Genomic DNA, 15990 nt, shown 5'->3' on the forward strand with positions numbered 1-15990 from the left:
CTCGAAGGAACCACGCCCATGGCAGCACCCGCATCAGCCGATCTGCGATCGCTGCTGACCCGCCCCGACGCCGATTCCGCCGCGCTCGCCGCCACCTACCGGCCGCTGTTCGACCGGATCGCCGAAGGCAACCCCGCCCGCGAGCGCGCCCGCGAATTCCCGTACGACCAGGTCCGCTGGCTGGTGGACGCAGGATTCTCCCGGCTGCGGATACCGCGCGCATACGGTGGCGACGGCGCGAGCCTGCGCCAGCTGTTCGCCCTGCTCGCCGAGCTCGGCGCCGCCGATCCCAATGTCGCGCACGTCTTCCGCAACCATCTCGCCTTCGTCGAGGACCGGCTGAACTCCCCCGAACATCCGGCGACCGCGGTCTGGCTGGAGCGCTTCCGCCGCGGCGAATTCGTCGGCGGCGGCTGGACCGAGGCCAACAACGCCCGGTTCACCGACATCGCCACCCGGGTCAGCACCGACGCGGGCGTCACCCGCCTCAGCGGCGACAAGTATTACGCCACCGGCAGTCTGTACGCCGACTGGCTCGACGTCATCGGCCGCGACGAGGACGACCGGCTGATCACCGCCCTCGTCGCGCGGGATCAGCCCGGCGTCACACTGGTCGACGACTGGGAGGGTTTCGGGCAGCAGACCACCGCCAGCGGATCGGCCCGGTACCGGGACGCCGTCGTCGACGAGCACGGAATCTTCCCCGCCGAGGAACGCTTCGCCTACCAGGGGCTGTTCTACCAGACGGCGCTGCTGGCGGTACTGACCGGCATCGCGCGGTCCGCGTTCCGCGACGGCGCGGCGGCGCTGGGCAAGCGCACCAGGAACTATCCGCTGGGCACGAACGACGTTCCGGCGCAGGACGTTCTGCTTCAGCAGCGGATCGGGCTGCTCGCCACCCGGGTGTTCGCCGCCGACGCCGCTCTCGACAAGCAGTCGGCGACACTGGACGCCGTCGCGCTCGCCCATCTCCGGGACGAGGACGAGCACGCGGCGCTGGTCGAAGCCACGGTGCGCACCCACGAGGCGCAAACCGTCGTCATCGAGGCCGCACTCGAGGTCACCGGGACCGTCTTCGACGCCCTCGGCGCCTCCGCGACCGCGCTGTCCGCGGGGTTGGATCGGCACTGGCGCAACGCGCGCACGCTCGCCTCGCACAACCCGCGGGTCTTCAAGGAGAGGGTGCTCGGCGACTACTACGTCAACGGCACACCGCCGCCGGGCGGATCGAACGCGTTCCTGCGGCCGCAGGGCCAGGGAGCGTGACGGCGATGTCCGGCACACGCTCCGGCCACGTCCTGCTCGGGCTCAATGTCCTTGTCTACGGCTACATTCCGTCGGCGTGGCGCTCCCCGCTCCTGGGGATCAACGATTTCCTGGCCCCGGAGTACTGGGAGCGGATCGGCGCGCTCGCCGAACGCGCCCGCCTCGACGCCGTCTTCCTCGCCGACGCACTCGGCCTGGGCGACCCCGCCTACGACGCCAACCCGATCCGGCTCGATCCGACCGTCGTCTGGGCGCACGTCGCCCGCGCCACCGAGCACATCGGGCTCATCGCCACCGCCTCGACCACGTTCAACGATCCCGTCGAACTGTCCGCGCGCCTCCTCACCCTCGACCACCTCTCCGCCGGGCGGGCCGGCTGGAACCTGGTGACCACCCGCGACGACCGCTCGGCCGCCAATTTCGGCCTCGACCGGGTGGTGGGCCGCAGCCGCCGTTACGAACGCGCCGCCGAATTCGCCGACCTGGCACGGAAACTCTGGTCGGCGGCGGGCACCGGGCGGCGAATCCGGCACGAGGGCGAGCATTTTCACTACGACGGCGAATTCCGCGCGCCGGCCTCCCCGCAGGGATTGCCTGTGCTGTTCCAGGCCGGCGGGTCACCCGGCGGCCGCGACCTCGCGTCGCGCTACGCCGACGGAGTCTTCACCGCCGAGATCACCCTGGAGACCGCGCGCGAGCATTATCGGACGGTCAAGCAGGGCGCGGCCCGCGCCGGGCGTGATCCGCGCGAGGTCGCGATCATGCCCGGGCTGCTGCTCACCCTGGGATCCACCGAAGAGGAGGCCCGCCGCAGGGTCGACGAGTTGTACGAGTCCAGTCCGAGCCGGTACGCGGCGGGGTGGCTGTCGCACGCCATCGGTGTCGACGTCGGCGCCCTGGAGCTGGACGAGCCGTTCCCGCCCGAGGTGCTGCGCGGCCCCGCCGATCCGGAATTCTTCACCGGCAGCATCGGTTTCCGCGAATCCATCCTGGAACAGATCCGCCAGACCCGGCCCACGGTGCGCGAATACCTGCGCCAGACCCGCTATTCCGGCTCCGGCCACGGCGGTTTCGTCGGAACACCGGAGCAGCTCGCCGACCGGATCGAGGAGTGGTATCACACCTACGCCTGCGACGGATTCAACCTGCAACCCGACATCCTCGTCGACAGCCTCGAGGTGATCGCCGACGAACTCGTCCCGATTCTGCGGTCGCGCGGACTGTTCCGCGACGAGTACGAATCCACCACGCTGCGCGGGCATCTGACCGCGGCGAGGGCCGTCACCGCGTGAGCCGGTGACCTACGCGAAAGAGGGGCGGACGGGTGCTCATCCTGCCGCGGCCGAGGAGGCGACCGTGACGATCGATATCGACGTGCTCTCCGAGGAGGCGGATATCCGTGCCGCCCAACGGATCTTCCGGACGGCCATGGTCGGCCTGCCGCCGGCGCCGGAGAGCGACGGGCTGAACGAGCCGGGCCGCACGCTCGGCGCCCGGGTCGACGGCGAGCTGGTCGGCACGGCCAACTCCTACACGAGCCGGCTGGTCGTCCCCGGCGGCGACCGGATCCCGCACGCGGCCGTCACCCACGTCGGGGTGCTGCCGACCCATGCCCGGCGCGGCGTCGTGACCGCCCTGCTCCGCCGTCAGCTCTCCGATCTCGCGGCGCGCGGCGAGGCGGTCGCCACCCTGCGCGCCTCCCAGGGCGGCATCTACGATCGCTTCGGCTACGCCGTGGCGAGCTCGGCCGCGCGGGTGGAGATCGATCGCGGCCGGGCCCGGCTGCGCGACACCGTGCCCCCGTCCGGGCCGGTGCGGTTCCTCGATCCCGGCCGGATGTGGGATTCGCTGCCGACAATCTATGCGACCGCCGATGTGTCGTGGCCCGGCGCGATCGACCGGCCATCGTACTGGTGGCGGATGCAGGAATTGTTCTCCGGCACAACCGGTTACACCGTCGTGCACGGAAGTCCCGGCAGCGAGGACGGTTTCGCCCGCTACCACCCGATCCACGCACCGGGCTGGGCACGCGGCAGTTCCGAACGCGTTGTCGTCGTGGACGATCTGGTCGCCACCACACCGCGGTCGTACGCGGGCCTGATCCGGCACCTGCTGGCCGCCGACGTCGTCGACAGGATCGTGTTGGCGGCCGTGGCACCGGACGATCCGCTGCGTCACCTGCTGACCGACGAACGCGCGATCACGGTGACGGACGTGCGGGACGAGACCTGGCTGCGGCTGATCGACGTGCCGGTCGCCCTGTCCCGGCGCACCTATCGCGATGCCGGCCCGATCGTCCTCGCCGTCGACGACGACCTGCTCACCGCGAATACCGGGACCTACCGCATCGCGGGCGACGGCGCCCGCCGCGTCGACCTGCCCGCCGACCTCACCGCCGATGTCGCGGCGCTGGCCGCCGTCTATCTCGGCGGCTCGACCTGGCGGCAGCTGGCCTCGGCCGGCCGCGTCACCGGGCACCGGCCCGGCGCAATCGACGCCGCCGACAGCCTCTTCGTCACCGTCGCCCGGCCGTTCAGCGGCACCTGGTTCTGAGACACCTGACCGCACGCACGGTCGGGATCGGCTACGGGACTGCGTAGACGGCTACAACACCACACGGCGAGGGAGGTGCGGTGAACTATTCGGCTGCCGTCACCGACACCTCACTCGTGGTACGCACCGATGCCGGATCTCTGAGATCCGAAGGCGGACGCTTCACGATCGAGGCCCCCGACCGTACCGTCTTGGCCGGTACGGAACTGTCGTTCCGGGTCGACGATTTCGTCTTTCCGATCGAGGCCGGAATCCGGGATCGCACCGCGACATCGACCCCGCGGTTCGATCTCGAGCACGCGGTGTACCGGCCGGTCGCGCTCCCGTTCGAGGATCAGGCGCCCTGGAAGAACAGTTACGACCGCGAGCTGGCCGCATGGAACCGCCTCACCAGCACGATTTCCGCCGGCGCCACCATCGGCACACTGATCGGCGGCCTCGCCGGCGGCGCGGTCGGTTGCCTGCTCGGCGGCATCGCGGGTGCTACGGTCGCCGCGGCGACCATCGTGGGACTGTTCGGACCGTTCGTGCCGGCGGCCGTCGTCGGGTGTCTTGGCGGCATCGTCGCCGTCGGCGCGCTGGGTACCCTCGCCGGACAGTTGCTGGTCACCGCCCCCGTGGCGGTCCTGGCCGCGGCTCAGTACTTCACCACGATCAACCAGCCCTTCCCGGACAAGGGAACCGGATAGGGCGATCGCCGGCACCGCGTCCGGTCGCGGGGACCGGCATTCCGCCACCCGCGACCGGACGCCACGGTCCACCGGCGCGTTCCTCGCCACCGGCTACAGACATTCCATCGAGTCACCGAGCCGACTCCGAGGACCGACCGACCTCAGATCTCCGCGTTGTAGATCTTGTCGACCTCGGCGGCGTACTGCTTGAGGATGACGCTGCGTTTGAGGGACATCTTGGGAGTGAGTTCGCCGGCCTCGGTGGTCCAGTCGGTGGGGAGGATGCGGAACTTCCGGATCGACTCCGCGCGTGAGACTTTCGTGTTGGCCTCGGTGACGGCGGACTCGATCTCGGCGTAGAGCGCGGGGTTGTCGATCAGGTGATCGGCCGAGAGGTCGGCGGACAGGCCGTTGCGTTCCTTCCAGCCGGTCAGGGTTTCGGCGTCCAGGGTGATGAGGGCGCCGATGAACGGCTTGCCGTCGCCGACGACCATGCACTGACTGATCAGCGGTTCGCCCGGAGGGAGTCCTCCAGGACCATCGGGGAAACGTTCTTGCCGCCCGCGGTGACGATGATTTCCTTCTTGCGGCCGGTGATGGTGACGTAGCCCTGCTCATCGATACGGCAGCTCGACCACGCCGTCGCCGTAGCGGTCGGCCAGAATCACCTCGACCTGTCGGTGCAACCGATCCCTGGTGCCGGTCGACCGTTTCGTCTCGCGCGCAACAGCTTCCTGGATCGCCTCGACCACACGCTCGTCGGCGCGCCCGAACGCCGTTGCCTGCCGGGTGGCCCGGCCGTCGACGAGCGCGCGCACCCCACCGGAGCGGTAACGCGCCCGCATCCGCTGGACGGTCCGCAGACTGGCGTCCAGGCCCGCTGCGGACAGCTCCGCCGCCTTAGCGGCCTCCCGAGCCCGCATCGGGCGGTTCGGGTCGTATTCCGGTCGCGGCAACGAATCCGGCTCACTGCCTGGCGGCAGTCCGGTTTCCACCTCGATCAGATGGTGTTCCCAGAACCGTGCCTGTTCGGCGTGCTCCGGCGCCAAGTCTTCGAGGCTTTGACCCGCCAGTGCCGGTAAACCATTTCTTCGTTGTGTCCGTGTGCCGGCGCTGGCGACGACCCTGAAACCGTCCGAGGCGACCAGGTGCATCAGCGCCACCCCCTGTGCCTCGCCGTCCGGATCGACCAGCCGCACCAGCGTTCCCGAGATCCCGGCTACTTCGTGTTCGACACCGTCGAACAGCACCCGGTCGCCGACCTCGATCACCCGCGTCATCGATCCGCTCCCCTCACCATCGACCACCCCTCCAACCGGACTGCCAGATCCACCACCAATTCCTGGACCACAGCAGGTGATAGAGCACGGGCAGCACCGCGATCGGATCACCCACCGACCGTGCCCCGTCGATCAACGTCCTGGACTCGCTGAACGCTTCGAGCAGCGCGGCAGCGACCTCGGCGACGCGATGCCGATAGCCTGCCAGCCACCGCATATCCGCCAACCAGACCGGATCGTGACCGTTCACCAGCCGATACGACCAGCCCACCGCCGCGCAGGGCTCTGGTCCACATTCGGTGTCAGAGCCGGACAGTGTTCTCGGAGTCACGCCCCAGCGCTTGTTGGACTCGGCCCGAATGTTTCAGCCGAAGGGTATTCCGCTGGGGAACAGGGTGGCATCCGCGCTGATGGCGCCGTCCGGTTCGTCGACGTAATCGCCTGCGCAGTCTCCGGTCAGCGCTGTACGCACTTGGCTCAGTACCGGTGGGAGCACTGCTTCGAGGGTGTGGTCGGCGCCGCCGTTGCCGAGGGTGGGGAACGGTGTCATCCGGCACTGTCCGCCGTCGAGCCGTCCGTCGGTCCATTCCCTTTCGCTGCGAACGGAATAGTAGGCGGTCGTGCCGGGGGTGTCGTCGCCGGCGTTGAGTGCGGTCATGAATTCGGACCCGGGACACACCTCGGCGCCGACCGGCTGCCCGCAGCCGCCGGGTGAGCCGTACTGCGGTGCACCCATCGCGATGTAGGTGTCCACCTTCTCGCCGCCGCCGAGTGCACGCAGGTAGTAGCGGCTGCTGACGGCCCCCACGCTGTGGGTGACCAGCGAGATCGGGGTATCGGGGTGTTCGCCCGCTGCCGTGTCCACCGCCCGTGCGACCGCTTCGGCGTCGGCCGCCATGGCGAAGCCCTTCAGGTCGAGCACGACCGGTAGATAGCCGTCGGCCCGCAGCGTGTCGGCCATCGGGCCGTAAGGTAGCGCACCGACGAACTGGCCGGGCACCACGATGACGACACCACGCGGCTCGGTGGTCGCATGCGCGGGCGCGGCGAGGACGGAGGTGGCCAGTGCCGCACCCAGTCCGAGAAACAGACATCGCCATCTCATGAACTGAGCCTAACCTAACTCCAGGTCGTTGTCTGAGCGACGAACGTACCCGGCACCGCCAGCACACCGGCTGGCCCGCGTGGACGTGCCCATCCGCGTCGCCCGCAACACAGCTCTGATGAACAACGCCGCCACCGGCCCGCCGAAGTGCTCAGCGACCTGCTCGGGGTGTCGGTCACCGCCGCGACCCAGTGGGGCACGCTCGCCGGTGCCGGCGGCAACGCCTACGCCGCCGAGGTCGCCCGCCGCCACCGATCCTCGAGCACGAATCCGGGAGCGTCACAACCGAACAAACCGGACCGAACGGTATGGTGCCACTGAGTTGCCAGCGTGCTTCACGGCCACGAAGGGACCAGCGATGGCGGCAACTGGACGGTGAGCACACTCCCGCGCTATCCCGCGATGCTGGCGGCACCCGGCGTGCTGCCCAGCGACGACGAGTCCTGGGCGTACGAGGTGAAATTCGACGGGATCAGGGCTGCGGCGTATGTAACCGACCAGCTTCGGTTGCTGTCGCGTAACGGCAATGACATCACCGCCGCCTGGCCGGAATTGGCGGCACTGGCTCCCGCCTCGCCCGGGTTCGTCGTCGATGGGGAGATCGTCGTATTCACCCGCGATGGTCGCTCGTCGTTCGAGGCGTTGCAGCCGCGGATGCATCAGCGCGACCGGGCGAAGATCCGCGTACTCGCCGAGTCCCTACCGGCAGTGTTCGTCATTTTCGATCTCCTGCACGTCGGGGACCGGCCGCTGATCGATCTGCCTTACCGGCAGCGCCGCGAACTCCTCGAACGGGTCGGTTTGCAGGGCCCGCATTGGCGGATCTCACCGCATCTGAACGGTTCGGGGGCGGACATCCTGGCGGAGTCGGAACGACTCGGGCTCGAGGGCCTGCTGGCCAAGCGCCTGGACAGCCGCTACCTGCCCGGGCGCCGCAGCTCGCTGTGGACGAAGATCAAGAACTCGCAGGTGATGGACGTGGTCGTGGCCGGGTGGCGGCCTGGCACCGGCAACCGCGCCGGCCGGATCGGATCGCTGGCCGTCGCGATCCCCGGCCGGGACGGCAATCTCGTGTGGGTGGGCAATGTCGGCAGCGGTTTCACCCGCGCCATGCTCGCCGATCTTCACGTCAGGCTCACTGCCCTGCACCGGGATACGGCCCCCGGGGTCAACCGCGGCGACGCACCAGGCGTGGTCTGGGTGCAGCCGCGCCTCGTCGGCTCGGTGACGTTCACCGACTGGACCCGTGACGGCTTCCTGCGCCACCCGGTCTGGCGCGGCCTGCGTGACATCAACCCCACCCGTGTCCCGCCACGCACTGGCTGACCGTGCCGCCCCACCCGGGCGACGCGGCCGTGAATACTCGGGCGCGCACCGTGGTATGCCGCGTCGGTCGGAGCACCCTCACCGCGTGGCCGAATTCCGATGCCCCCGTTAGCCGTCCACCCACGGATGGACCCGATTCATCCTCTCGGCCTGGCCCGGCCAGGTTCGGTCGGCCGCTGCACCCCTGGTTTCCCGCCATCCCCGCTTCTCCCACCCATCGCACGGGCCACCGCGTTCGGGCTTCGAGCACGGAAAACAGCAGGATATCACTGTGCGGCAATGGATTCCGGGCGACTCCGTACGAAAACCCACACCCGAGGAGGCCCGGCGCTTACGGTGGTGAGCCACCACGATTCCGACTCCCGACTGTAATCATCTGCGGCCCACAACATGCCACATTCGGTCAGTAAGAAGGAGACCCGCTCGCGTTCGCCCGTTGCCCCTACCCGCACGCAACGGCACAGTCCGCTGCTGCCGGTCGAAAACCTGTAGGTTTCAGAGCATTTCACCTGGGCGGGCCACTCGGCCCGGGCGGGATCCGCAGGGCGGGTTCACCCGGTCGCCAGCCGATGTTCATGTACCGGGCCCTCCCGAGGCCAACCGGGCGCAACCGGGTGACGGTGTCATTCCTCCGAAATGATCAATCGTCCAGTTGTCTGACCGGGAGTGCCACCGCCATGATCCCTTCCCGTCTCGCCGCGCTCGTCGGCCTCGTCACGATGCTGGCCGTGTTCGCGCCGGTCGGCCTGACACCCACGGCCCGCGCCGACGACACCACCACGCTGGCCGCGATCGAGGTCACCGATCTCGAAGGCGCCTGCGTGACCGGTCCACCGACCTTCGACGCGGTGGTGACCGCGGCGGCCATCGCCCTGCGCGGTGCCGTCGCCCCGGACCGGCTGGCCGACTACGACCGGCGGGTCGGCGAGTTCCGCACCGCCATGACCACGATGCGGGTGCACCGCGACGGATTGCCCATCGACCCGGCCGAATTCGGTGGCCGTGTCGCCTATCTCGACGACCCGATCGTCAGCTACCTGGTCAACGGCTTGGACGCGGTGCGCACCGGCCGGATCGACCAGACCGTGCCGGTGTCGGCGCTGACCGTCACCGAGGTCGTCGAGGTGTTCGTCCTCGCCACCCGCATCGTCAAGATCCCCGCCCAGCTGGCGGCGAGCCTGGTGCCGACCGTCGGCTTCCTGTTGAAGCCGATCGTGGGCGCGGCGTTCACCGGTGTGCAGTCGCTGGCGCGGGCCGTCCAGCGGCACCTGGCCGCGCAGTGCGCGGCGCCGACCGCCTACCCCGCGCTCGACCTCGAGCAGTCGGTCGTGGTCGAACACGTCGAGTTGCCCACGCCGCTGGTAGATCTGGCGAATTCCGTGCGCCGCGCCGACGGGGCCTGCACGCCGATGGCCGAACTCACCCTGGCCGTGCTCGTCGAGCGCGTCCGCGCCTACGTGACCGCCACCGGCCTGACCCCGGACACCGCGGCCGTGCACGCCGCCGCCGACGCCACCCAGGCGTTCCTGCGCGACAACCGCGTCGCCTCGCTGATCCTGCCGCGCCGCACCGAGGAACTGGGCCCGCTGGTCGACGCCCTGGACTACGGTCCGGTCACCTTCCTCGCCAACGCCGGTTTCAGTGTCGTCGAGGGCAAGGCCCTGGACACGGTGCCGCTGGGCGAGGTGCGGGTCGAGAACACCCTCGACCTGACCACGCTGACCCTGGACGTGCTGAGCCTGCTGCTCACGGCGGGCAACAGCGTGCTGGGCCTGGTCGGCGTGGGCACACCGCTGTCCATCGTGCAGACCCTGGCCTTCGCGCCGACCACCTACGGCGCGCCGGTACTGAAGGGCGTCCTGCAGTCCATGTGCGCGGTGTAGCCGGATGATCGGGGTGCCGCACGACACAACGAACGGGAGATGAGGACATGCCAGGCGAATTCGGCCGACGGGAACTGCTGACCGGTGCCGCCGCCGCGGCCGCGGGCGTCGCACTGGCGGGGCTGACTCCGGCGCAGGCCGTCGCCACCGGGGAAGGCGTCACCAAGTTCGCGTTCCCCACCGGCGGCGACCGGCTGCGGGTCCTGGTCACCGGTGACGCGGGCACCGGCACCCGCACCCAGTGGGCGGTCGCGGAGGCCGCCCGCGCGCTGCACCGAACCGATCCGTTCGGCATCGCGGTCGGTCTCGGCGACAACATCTACGAGAACGGCCCGAACGGCACCACCGACCCGCAGTTCGCCGAGAAGTTCGAGAACCCCAACACCGGACTCGACATCCCGTGGGTCATGGTGCTGGGCAACCACGACACCAGCTCGATCCTGCCCGGCGACGGCGGCTGGCTACTGCGCGGGGACGACGAGGTCCGCTACCACGGCACCTCGTCGCGCTGGTGGATGCCCAGCCGCTACTACTCGGTCCGCCTGCCCGACCCGGACCCGATCGTCGAGTTCTTCGTCCTGGACCTCAATCCCCTCGCGGCCTACATCCCGCCGGTGTTCTCCCCGTACTGGTCGGTCGACGGGCAGTTCATGAACGAGCAGCGCGCCTGGCTGGACACCGCGGTGGCCGACTCACCGGCGGCGTGGAAGATCGTCTGCACGCACCACCCGTACCTGAACAACGGACCGCACGGCGACGCGGGCCGCTACGAGGGCCTGCCGATCGAACCGATCAACGGCGTCCACGTGCAGCGCTTCTTCGAGGAGCACGTGCTGGGCCGCGCGCACCTGATCCTGTCCGGCCACGATCACAGCCTCCAGGTCCTCGAGCCCGCACCCACCTCGAAGGGCACCCAGCAGATCGTGTCGGGGGCGGCGGCCAAGACGATCGGCGCCACCCCGCGCACCCTGCCCGCCGACGCGCACCCGGCCCTGTTCCAGACCTATCACCAACTGGGGTTCCTGACACTGGATCTCACGCCCGGGTCCATCGAGGCCGCGGTCCACACCGTCGATCCGGGCACGGCCGTCCCGGTCGAGGAGTTCCGCCGCCGGATCGCCTGATCCGGATCAGACGGTCGCCTGACCGATCTGCGCGCCGGCCGTATCCTCGACGCTGATCGTGGCCGCGCCCACCGGCTCGCCGTCACACCCCCACCACCGGTGACCCCGAGCGTTACCAGCAGCTGGTTGCCGAAGGGATCCGCCTCGCCGCCCAGCTCGGCGACCGCGGCAGGCGCTAGCGGAGCCGTGCAAACGCTCTTCGCCATTTCACCCCTCCGTTCCGCCACGGTTCCGCCACATCACCTGAGAAACCGCCAGCTCGCCTGCGAACGGACACGTGCAGTGGATACAGGAGCCCCTGGTCGGGTTCGCCGGACGGCCGTCTCAGCCGCACCATCGGCCGCGGCGCCACCATCTGCGAATTCCGTGTACCCCGCGAAGCCCAGCCGAACGCCCTGGTCGCCACCGGCGTGCAAGGCGACGACGTAACCGCCCGAGTGGTGGAACAGATCCATCGACTCGTCGAGATGGAATAGTCACCGCGATGGCAGGGCAAGGTCGAAAAGAGTTGGGTTACAGGCGAATTAGAGTCGGTGCTCCACTCAGCGGCGCCGCCCAATACGACAGCGTCGACACCGCCCGCGTACTCGTCGACGCCGGCGCGGACCCGAACGCCGAGGACGACGCCGGGAACACACCGTTGCATTACGCGCTACGCAGCCCCTGGACGACACCGGACATGGTGCGGTTCCTGCGCGAGCGAGGAGCCGACCCCCTCAAACAAAACCACGACGGGCAGGCACCGATCGACCGAATACGCATGGTCGACAACAAGCCCCAGCTCCGGGCCGTGTTCGCTGACCTCCTCGATCAGGAACAACCATGAACTACATCGACGACTGGGAACACCAGCTCGAACACCAACTCAATGACCTACGCCGCAGCGGTCAGCAACTCACCGACGCAGCCGCGGAAGTCCGCGGCCGCAACGTAACCCGCGGGGTAAGCATCGAAGTCGACGCCACCGGCGACATAACCAGCCTGCAGGTCGCCCCCGCAGCAATGAAATGGAGCGCCGCTCAGCTCGCGACCACCATCATCGACTGCCACCGCAAAGCCCGCGCCGACGCCACCACCAAGACCGAGCAACTCATCAGCCGGTCCGACCCCCGTATCCAAGGCCCGATACGAGACTTACGCAACACAACGGAGCCTCCGGACCAGCGGAAACCACCCCAGATGAGCGAAGCAGAAATACAAGACGCCGACGACGCCTACTTCGAGCGCATGAACCGCGGTGGCTGGCTTCAGTGACTCCGTCGAGGGGACGCCGAGACCCGCGGGTCACCACTTGCCTATAACTGAATTCGGCTGCGAATATCAGTCGACCACTCGAAAACCGGACTGTCTTCCCGTTCCCATGTTCACAATGCCCCGCCGAGCGCCGGTACCTGCGACGCGCGATGAAATTTGTACCCCGACAATCGAATAGACGGTGCGGCCAGCCGCGTTTTCCATTGATCAAAAAGGGCCGCAACCGAGGCGTCGAAGCGGTAGCGGCCCGACATGGGCGGCGCGGCCATCGCGGCACAGTATCAAGACGAAATCAGGGGTGCAGTGCATGGCCGTATCACACCAGGACCAATTGCCGTCCAGTATGTCTGCTGAGTTTTATTACCGGTGTTACCCTAGCGTCTCTGCAAAGCAGAGCCCATTTCATGATTTTCCGTTTAAGTATGATCGAGTTTGTGTCAGCAATGTTGTTCGGCAATTTTTTTGCCATATACCCCAACCACAGGCAATAGCGGTCAAATTTCGGAACCTCCTTGATCGTGGCATTATTCGAGCGAAGTTCCAGAAGCCCTTCTGCTTGATCGCATACATATCCCAACTTCTGCGCGGTACCGAATTTTAGGGCGTATACGGTGCTACCTCTTCTTAGATCCCACGCCTCCACGGGTGTCCTGGATTCCACAACAGCGACACCGAAATCCTGATCATAGTTCTTGTAGCCGGCACGTCTTACTCGATCGGAAGCATTGAATTTTGCTTCGGTTTCGGAAATAACCTTGAAATCGTCTTCCACCTCTTCCGTCTCGATATCTCTGACGAACTGATCCAGAAACGTCAAGTAGTGCTGATTGAAACGTGTCCACTTCCCTTCGAACAGCGCGACTCTCTGAGAGTCGACGATGTAGTCCAATGATTCTTTCAAGGTCAGACTAGTCCAAGGTGGGTCGCCGCTGTTGTTGTACTTGGTCACTTCGATCTTCAGGATCTCATCACCGCTCAATCCATTGCTGTCGATGTAGAGACGCAGATCGTCGATCGTAAGATCATGGCCGCGGCCATCCACAAGATCGAAATCCAAGGGCTTACGGCGGCGAGGATGTTTGAGCGAAAATCTTCCGTAATTTCCGAATACGAAATCGACGCCGCAGAGGTCCAAGCTGTCGGCCGTAAATTCCGACCGCTCGCCTTTCGCAGTTATTTCTTCGACAAGGAGGCGATCCAAATTCTTAATCTCCGCTTTGTCTGTGATTTCCTCATCGTGAGGCAGTGCGAATAGCTCAGGATTATTCAGCTCGGCATCGATGATAGACAACAGATCTGCGATTCCATCGACGCCTACCGGTGGCGAAAGGATCGCAGAGACGCCGAACCTTCCGGACCGCCCGAACGCACTCCTCTTGCTGGCGATGACAGTGGCATGAATCATGGCAATAGCCTCGCCGCTGTTGACATCCAGCCGAGTATTTGTCCGGTAGGTTCTGTGCTCTTTTTTCCGACTTGAATAATAGAGTTTTGCCGCAGTCTCCTTTATATCACTCTCGTCGGCGATCCTCTTCGCTAAATCAATACCGAAATCATAGTCACACAATGACCGGATATAGGAGTGACCCGACCCGTACGTAATAGCGTAACAAGAATCGTCTCTTTGAAACACATGGACTGCCGACTGACCTTTTCGAGTTGGTAGTTCCCGACCCACGAACAATCCCGCATAGAGTTGTACCCAGCTCGCAACTTCCTCTTCTCCGTCCAAGAACAGGAATTCGGAGCGCCAATCACCCTCCGATTCGGTACAGATTAGTTCGAATCCCTTGTCTTCCAATCTTTGCCGCAGTGCTGCCAAATTGCTTGGCCGAACCTTGAAGATGTTGAGATCCATCCCGCACCCCAGAACTACTCGTGGTGTAACCGCATGCTGCAACCGAGTTCTGCCGTAACCCCCATGCCCCGATAGCCTTGAACCGTCTCTCAAATTACTGGAGAACAACCGGCTCTCGCAACGTGTTCGCACGACGAACATACAGGGCCCGACGAACAGTCCCAGCCGATCCAACGTACGCGCGTGGCGGCTGCCACCAAGGGATCATGATCGGTTCTGCCGAGGTCGGCGAGCGCGTCGCTCGAGTGGATATGAGACCAGGACATTCGCGGGGTTTGCGATAAAAGGACTCATACAGCAAACTGTAAGCACACATGTTGTTCGTAACGCCGGTTTCAGCGAACCTTCTCCGCGGCGAGCGACCAGGCCCTGACTTACGACGACCGGGGCGATCCCGCGAGCGCCGATCCCGGCCGATCCGGGATTGCCGAGGCGCCGTAGGCAGGTGGGTGACTCGCGGCATTATGTGCTGGTGTTCTCGCGGCGTGATTGGCACCGAGGCCGAGGGCACGCCTTGCGCCCTTACGACTCCGTGCCCTGCCGAATCGCCTCCTCCACCTCCGCCACGCGTTCTGCTTCCTCCACCGCGAAGCGCTCCGCATCCATCCGTTCTGCGGTCTCCTCGTCCTGGGCCATCAACAGGTCGAGATTGGAGTCGCCCAAGTCGAATACGCCCAAGTCGACATAAGCGTGCTGTAAGCGTTCCCCCCACAGGCCGATGTCCTTCACGCATGGCACGATGCGGCTGAACAGCAGCTTGCGGAAGAGGCCCAGGGACTTGGACTCCTCGCTCAGCTTCTCGGCCTCCCGTTTCGGAATGCCGAAGTTCTCCAGGACTTCGACGCCGCGCAGCCGGTCGCGCATCAAGTAGCACCCCTCGATGACGAATTCCTCGCGTTCGCGTACTTCGGTGTCGGTGAGGTGTGTGTAGTAGTCGCGCAGGGCCATGCGGCCGAAAGCCACATGGCGGGCCTCGTCCTGCATGACGTAGGCCAGGATCTGCTTGGGCAACGGCTTGTCCGTCGTGTCTCGGAGCATGCCGAAGGCGGCCAACGCCAGTCCTTCGACCAGGACCTGCATGCCCAGGTACGGCATGTCCCAGCGGGAGTCGCGCAACGTGTCGCCCAGCAGGGACTGCAGATCATCGTTGATCGGGTAGAGCATTCCGACCTTCTCGTGGAGGAAGCGCGCGTATATCTCGGCGTGCCGTGCCTCGTCCATGGTCTGGGTGGCGGAGTAGAACTTCGCGTCGAGGTCGGGGGCGGATTCCACGATGCGGGCAGCGCAGACCATCGCGCCCTGTTCGCCGTGGAGGAACTGGCTGAACTGCCAGGAGGCGTAGTGGCGGCGCAGGTCTCGCTTGTCCTGCTCGCTCATTTTGTCCCAGTAGCGGGTGCCGTAGAGGATCAGGCCCTGGTCAGGTACGCCGAGCGGGTCGTACGGGTCGACGTCGAGGGACCAGTCGATGCGCTTGGCGCCGTCCCACTGCTTGTCCTTGCCCTTCTGGTACAGGGCCAGCAGACGGTCCCGGCCGTCGTCGTATTCCCAGGTGAACCGTGCCTGCCCGGTCGACTGGACGCTCCAGTCCGGGGCGGCGGGGCCGGTTGTGTAGGGCCGTTGCATCGACACCGATGCCTCCTAGCAACGGGTTGAAGAGGGGCAATGTCCGG

15 protein-coding genes and 1 pseudogene are annotated in these 15990 nt (G+C 66.6%); 9 read left to right on the top strand and 7 right to left on the bottom strand.

Translation table 11 applies throughout. The features are described 5' to 3' along the window. Positions 1-18: 18 nt before the first annotated feature. The 4 genes from D892_RS0132900 (at position 19) to D892_RS42700 (ending at position 4508) form a co-directional block, all read left to right on the top strand. Positions 19-1266, top strand: a complete 1248-nt coding sequence (locus D892_RS0132900; RefSeq protein WP_024805325.1) for an acyl-CoA dehydrogenase family protein — start codon at positions 19-21, stop codon at positions 1264-1266. A gap of 5 nt (positions 1267-1271) precedes the next feature. Further along, complete coding sequence (locus tag D892_RS0132905; protein ID WP_024805326.1) at positions 1272-2558, top strand: NtaA/DmoA family FMN-dependent monooxygenase; 1287 nt, start codon at positions 1272-1274, stop codon at positions 2556-2558. A gap of 64 nt (positions 2559-2622) precedes the next feature. After that, positions 2623-3819 (top strand): GNAT family N-acetyltransferase, encoded by a 1197-nt coding sequence (locus tag D892_RS0132910; protein ID WP_024805327.1) that lies wholly within the window; start codon positions 2623-2625, stop codon positions 3817-3819. Positions 3820-3899: 80 nt separating this feature from the next. Continuing rightward, the gene (locus D892_RS42700; protein WP_369801787.1) at positions 3900-4508 is read left to right on the top strand and encodes a hypothetical protein; all 609 of its coding nucleotides are present in this window, start codon (positions 3900-3902) and stop codon (positions 4506-4508) included. A gap of 143 nt (positions 4509-4651) precedes the next feature. On the opposite strand, the pseudogene D892_RS0132920 reads toward D892_RS42700, so the two are convergent. The 4 genes and pseudogenes from D892_RS0132920 to D892_RS0132935 form a co-directional block, all read right to left on the bottom strand. Then, positions 4652-5112, bottom strand: a pseudogene (locus D892_RS0132920) (long-chain fatty acid--CoA ligase); the annotation flags it as partial. Next, positions 5105-5770: a hypothetical protein gene (locus D892_RS0132925; protein ID WP_024805329.1), complete on the bottom strand. Its 666-nt coding sequence runs from the start codon at positions 5768-5770 to the stop codon at positions 5105-5107. The pseudogene D892_RS0132920 and the gene D892_RS0132925, both read right to left, overlap by 8 nt. A 13-nt stretch (positions 5771-5783) precedes the next feature. Beyond that, positions 5784-6020 carry a hypothetical protein gene (locus D892_RS0132930; RefSeq protein ID WP_156959787.1) on the bottom strand — a complete coding sequence of 79 codons (237 nt, stop codon included), beginning with the start codon at positions 6018-6020 and terminating at the stop codon, positions 5784-5786. A gap of 114 nt (positions 6021-6134) precedes the next feature. Further along, positions 6135-6875 (bottom strand): lipase, encoded by a 741-nt coding sequence (locus tag D892_RS0132935; RefSeq protein WP_024805331.1) that lies wholly within the window; start codon positions 6873-6875, stop codon positions 6135-6137. A 375-nt stretch (positions 6876-7250) separates the two neighbouring features. Between D892_RS0132935 and ligD the strand changes: the two genes are divergently transcribed. The 5 genes from ligD (at position 7251) to D892_RS0132965 (ending at position 12462) form a co-directional block, all read left to right on the top strand. Continuing rightward, on the top strand, positions 7251-8201 hold the full coding sequence (gene ligD / locus D892_RS0132945; RefSeq protein ID WP_036570698.1) for a non-homologous end-joining DNA ligase: 951 nt from the start codon (positions 7251-7253) through the stop codon (positions 8199-8201). A 677-nt stretch (positions 8202-8878) separates the two neighbouring features. Then, positions 8879-10084, top strand: coding sequence for a hypothetical protein (locus D892_RS0132950; RefSeq protein ID WP_024805333.1), 1206 nt, complete (start codon positions 8879-8881; stop codon positions 10082-10084). A 47-nt stretch (positions 10085-10131) separates the two neighbouring features. Continuing rightward, positions 10132-11208, top strand: a complete 1077-nt coding sequence (locus D892_RS0132955) for a metallophosphoesterase (RefSeq protein ID WP_024805334.1) — start codon at positions 10132-10134, stop codon at positions 11206-11208. Between the two features lie 484 nt (positions 11209-11692). Then, positions 11693-12034, top strand: a complete 342-nt coding sequence (locus D892_RS0132960) for an ankyrin repeat domain-containing protein (RefSeq protein ID WP_084161321.1) — start codon at positions 11693-11695, stop codon at positions 12032-12034. Beyond that, entirely contained in the window at positions 12031-12462 is a 432-nt protein-coding gene (locus D892_RS0132965) for a hypothetical protein (RefSeq protein ID WP_024805336.1), read from the top strand. The genes D892_RS0132960 and D892_RS0132965 overlap by 4 nt, the downstream gene beginning before the upstream one ends. A gap of 110 nt (positions 12463-12572) precedes the next feature. Here D892_RS0132965 and D892_RS47225 read toward each other — a convergent pair whose 3' ends face one another. The 3 genes from D892_RS47225 to D892_RS0132975 all read right to left on the bottom strand — a co-directional run bounded on the left by D892_RS47225 (position 12573) and on the right by D892_RS0132975 (position 15943). Beyond that, the gene (locus tag D892_RS47225) at positions 12573-12731 is read right to left on the bottom strand and encodes a hypothetical protein (RefSeq protein WP_156959788.1); all 159 of its coding nucleotides are present in this window, start codon (positions 12729-12731) and stop codon (positions 12573-12575) included. 47 nt (positions 12732-12778) lie between these two features. Continuing rightward, complete coding sequence (locus tag D892_RS45790) at positions 12779-14320, bottom strand: DUF6119 family protein (protein ID WP_198037046.1); 1542 nt, start codon at positions 14318-14320, stop codon at positions 12779-12781. A 522-nt stretch (positions 14321-14842) separates the two neighbouring features. Next, positions 14843-15943 (bottom strand): ferritin-like domain-containing protein, encoded by a 1101-nt coding sequence (locus D892_RS0132975; protein WP_036567638.1) that lies wholly within the window; start codon positions 15941-15943, stop codon positions 14843-14845. Positions 15944-15990: the final 47 nt, after the last annotated feature.

Source organism: Nocardia sp. BMG51109, from assembly GCF_000526215.1.
Taxonomy (GTDB): Bacteria; Actinomycetota; Actinomycetes; order Mycobacteriales; family Mycobacteriaceae; genus Nocardia.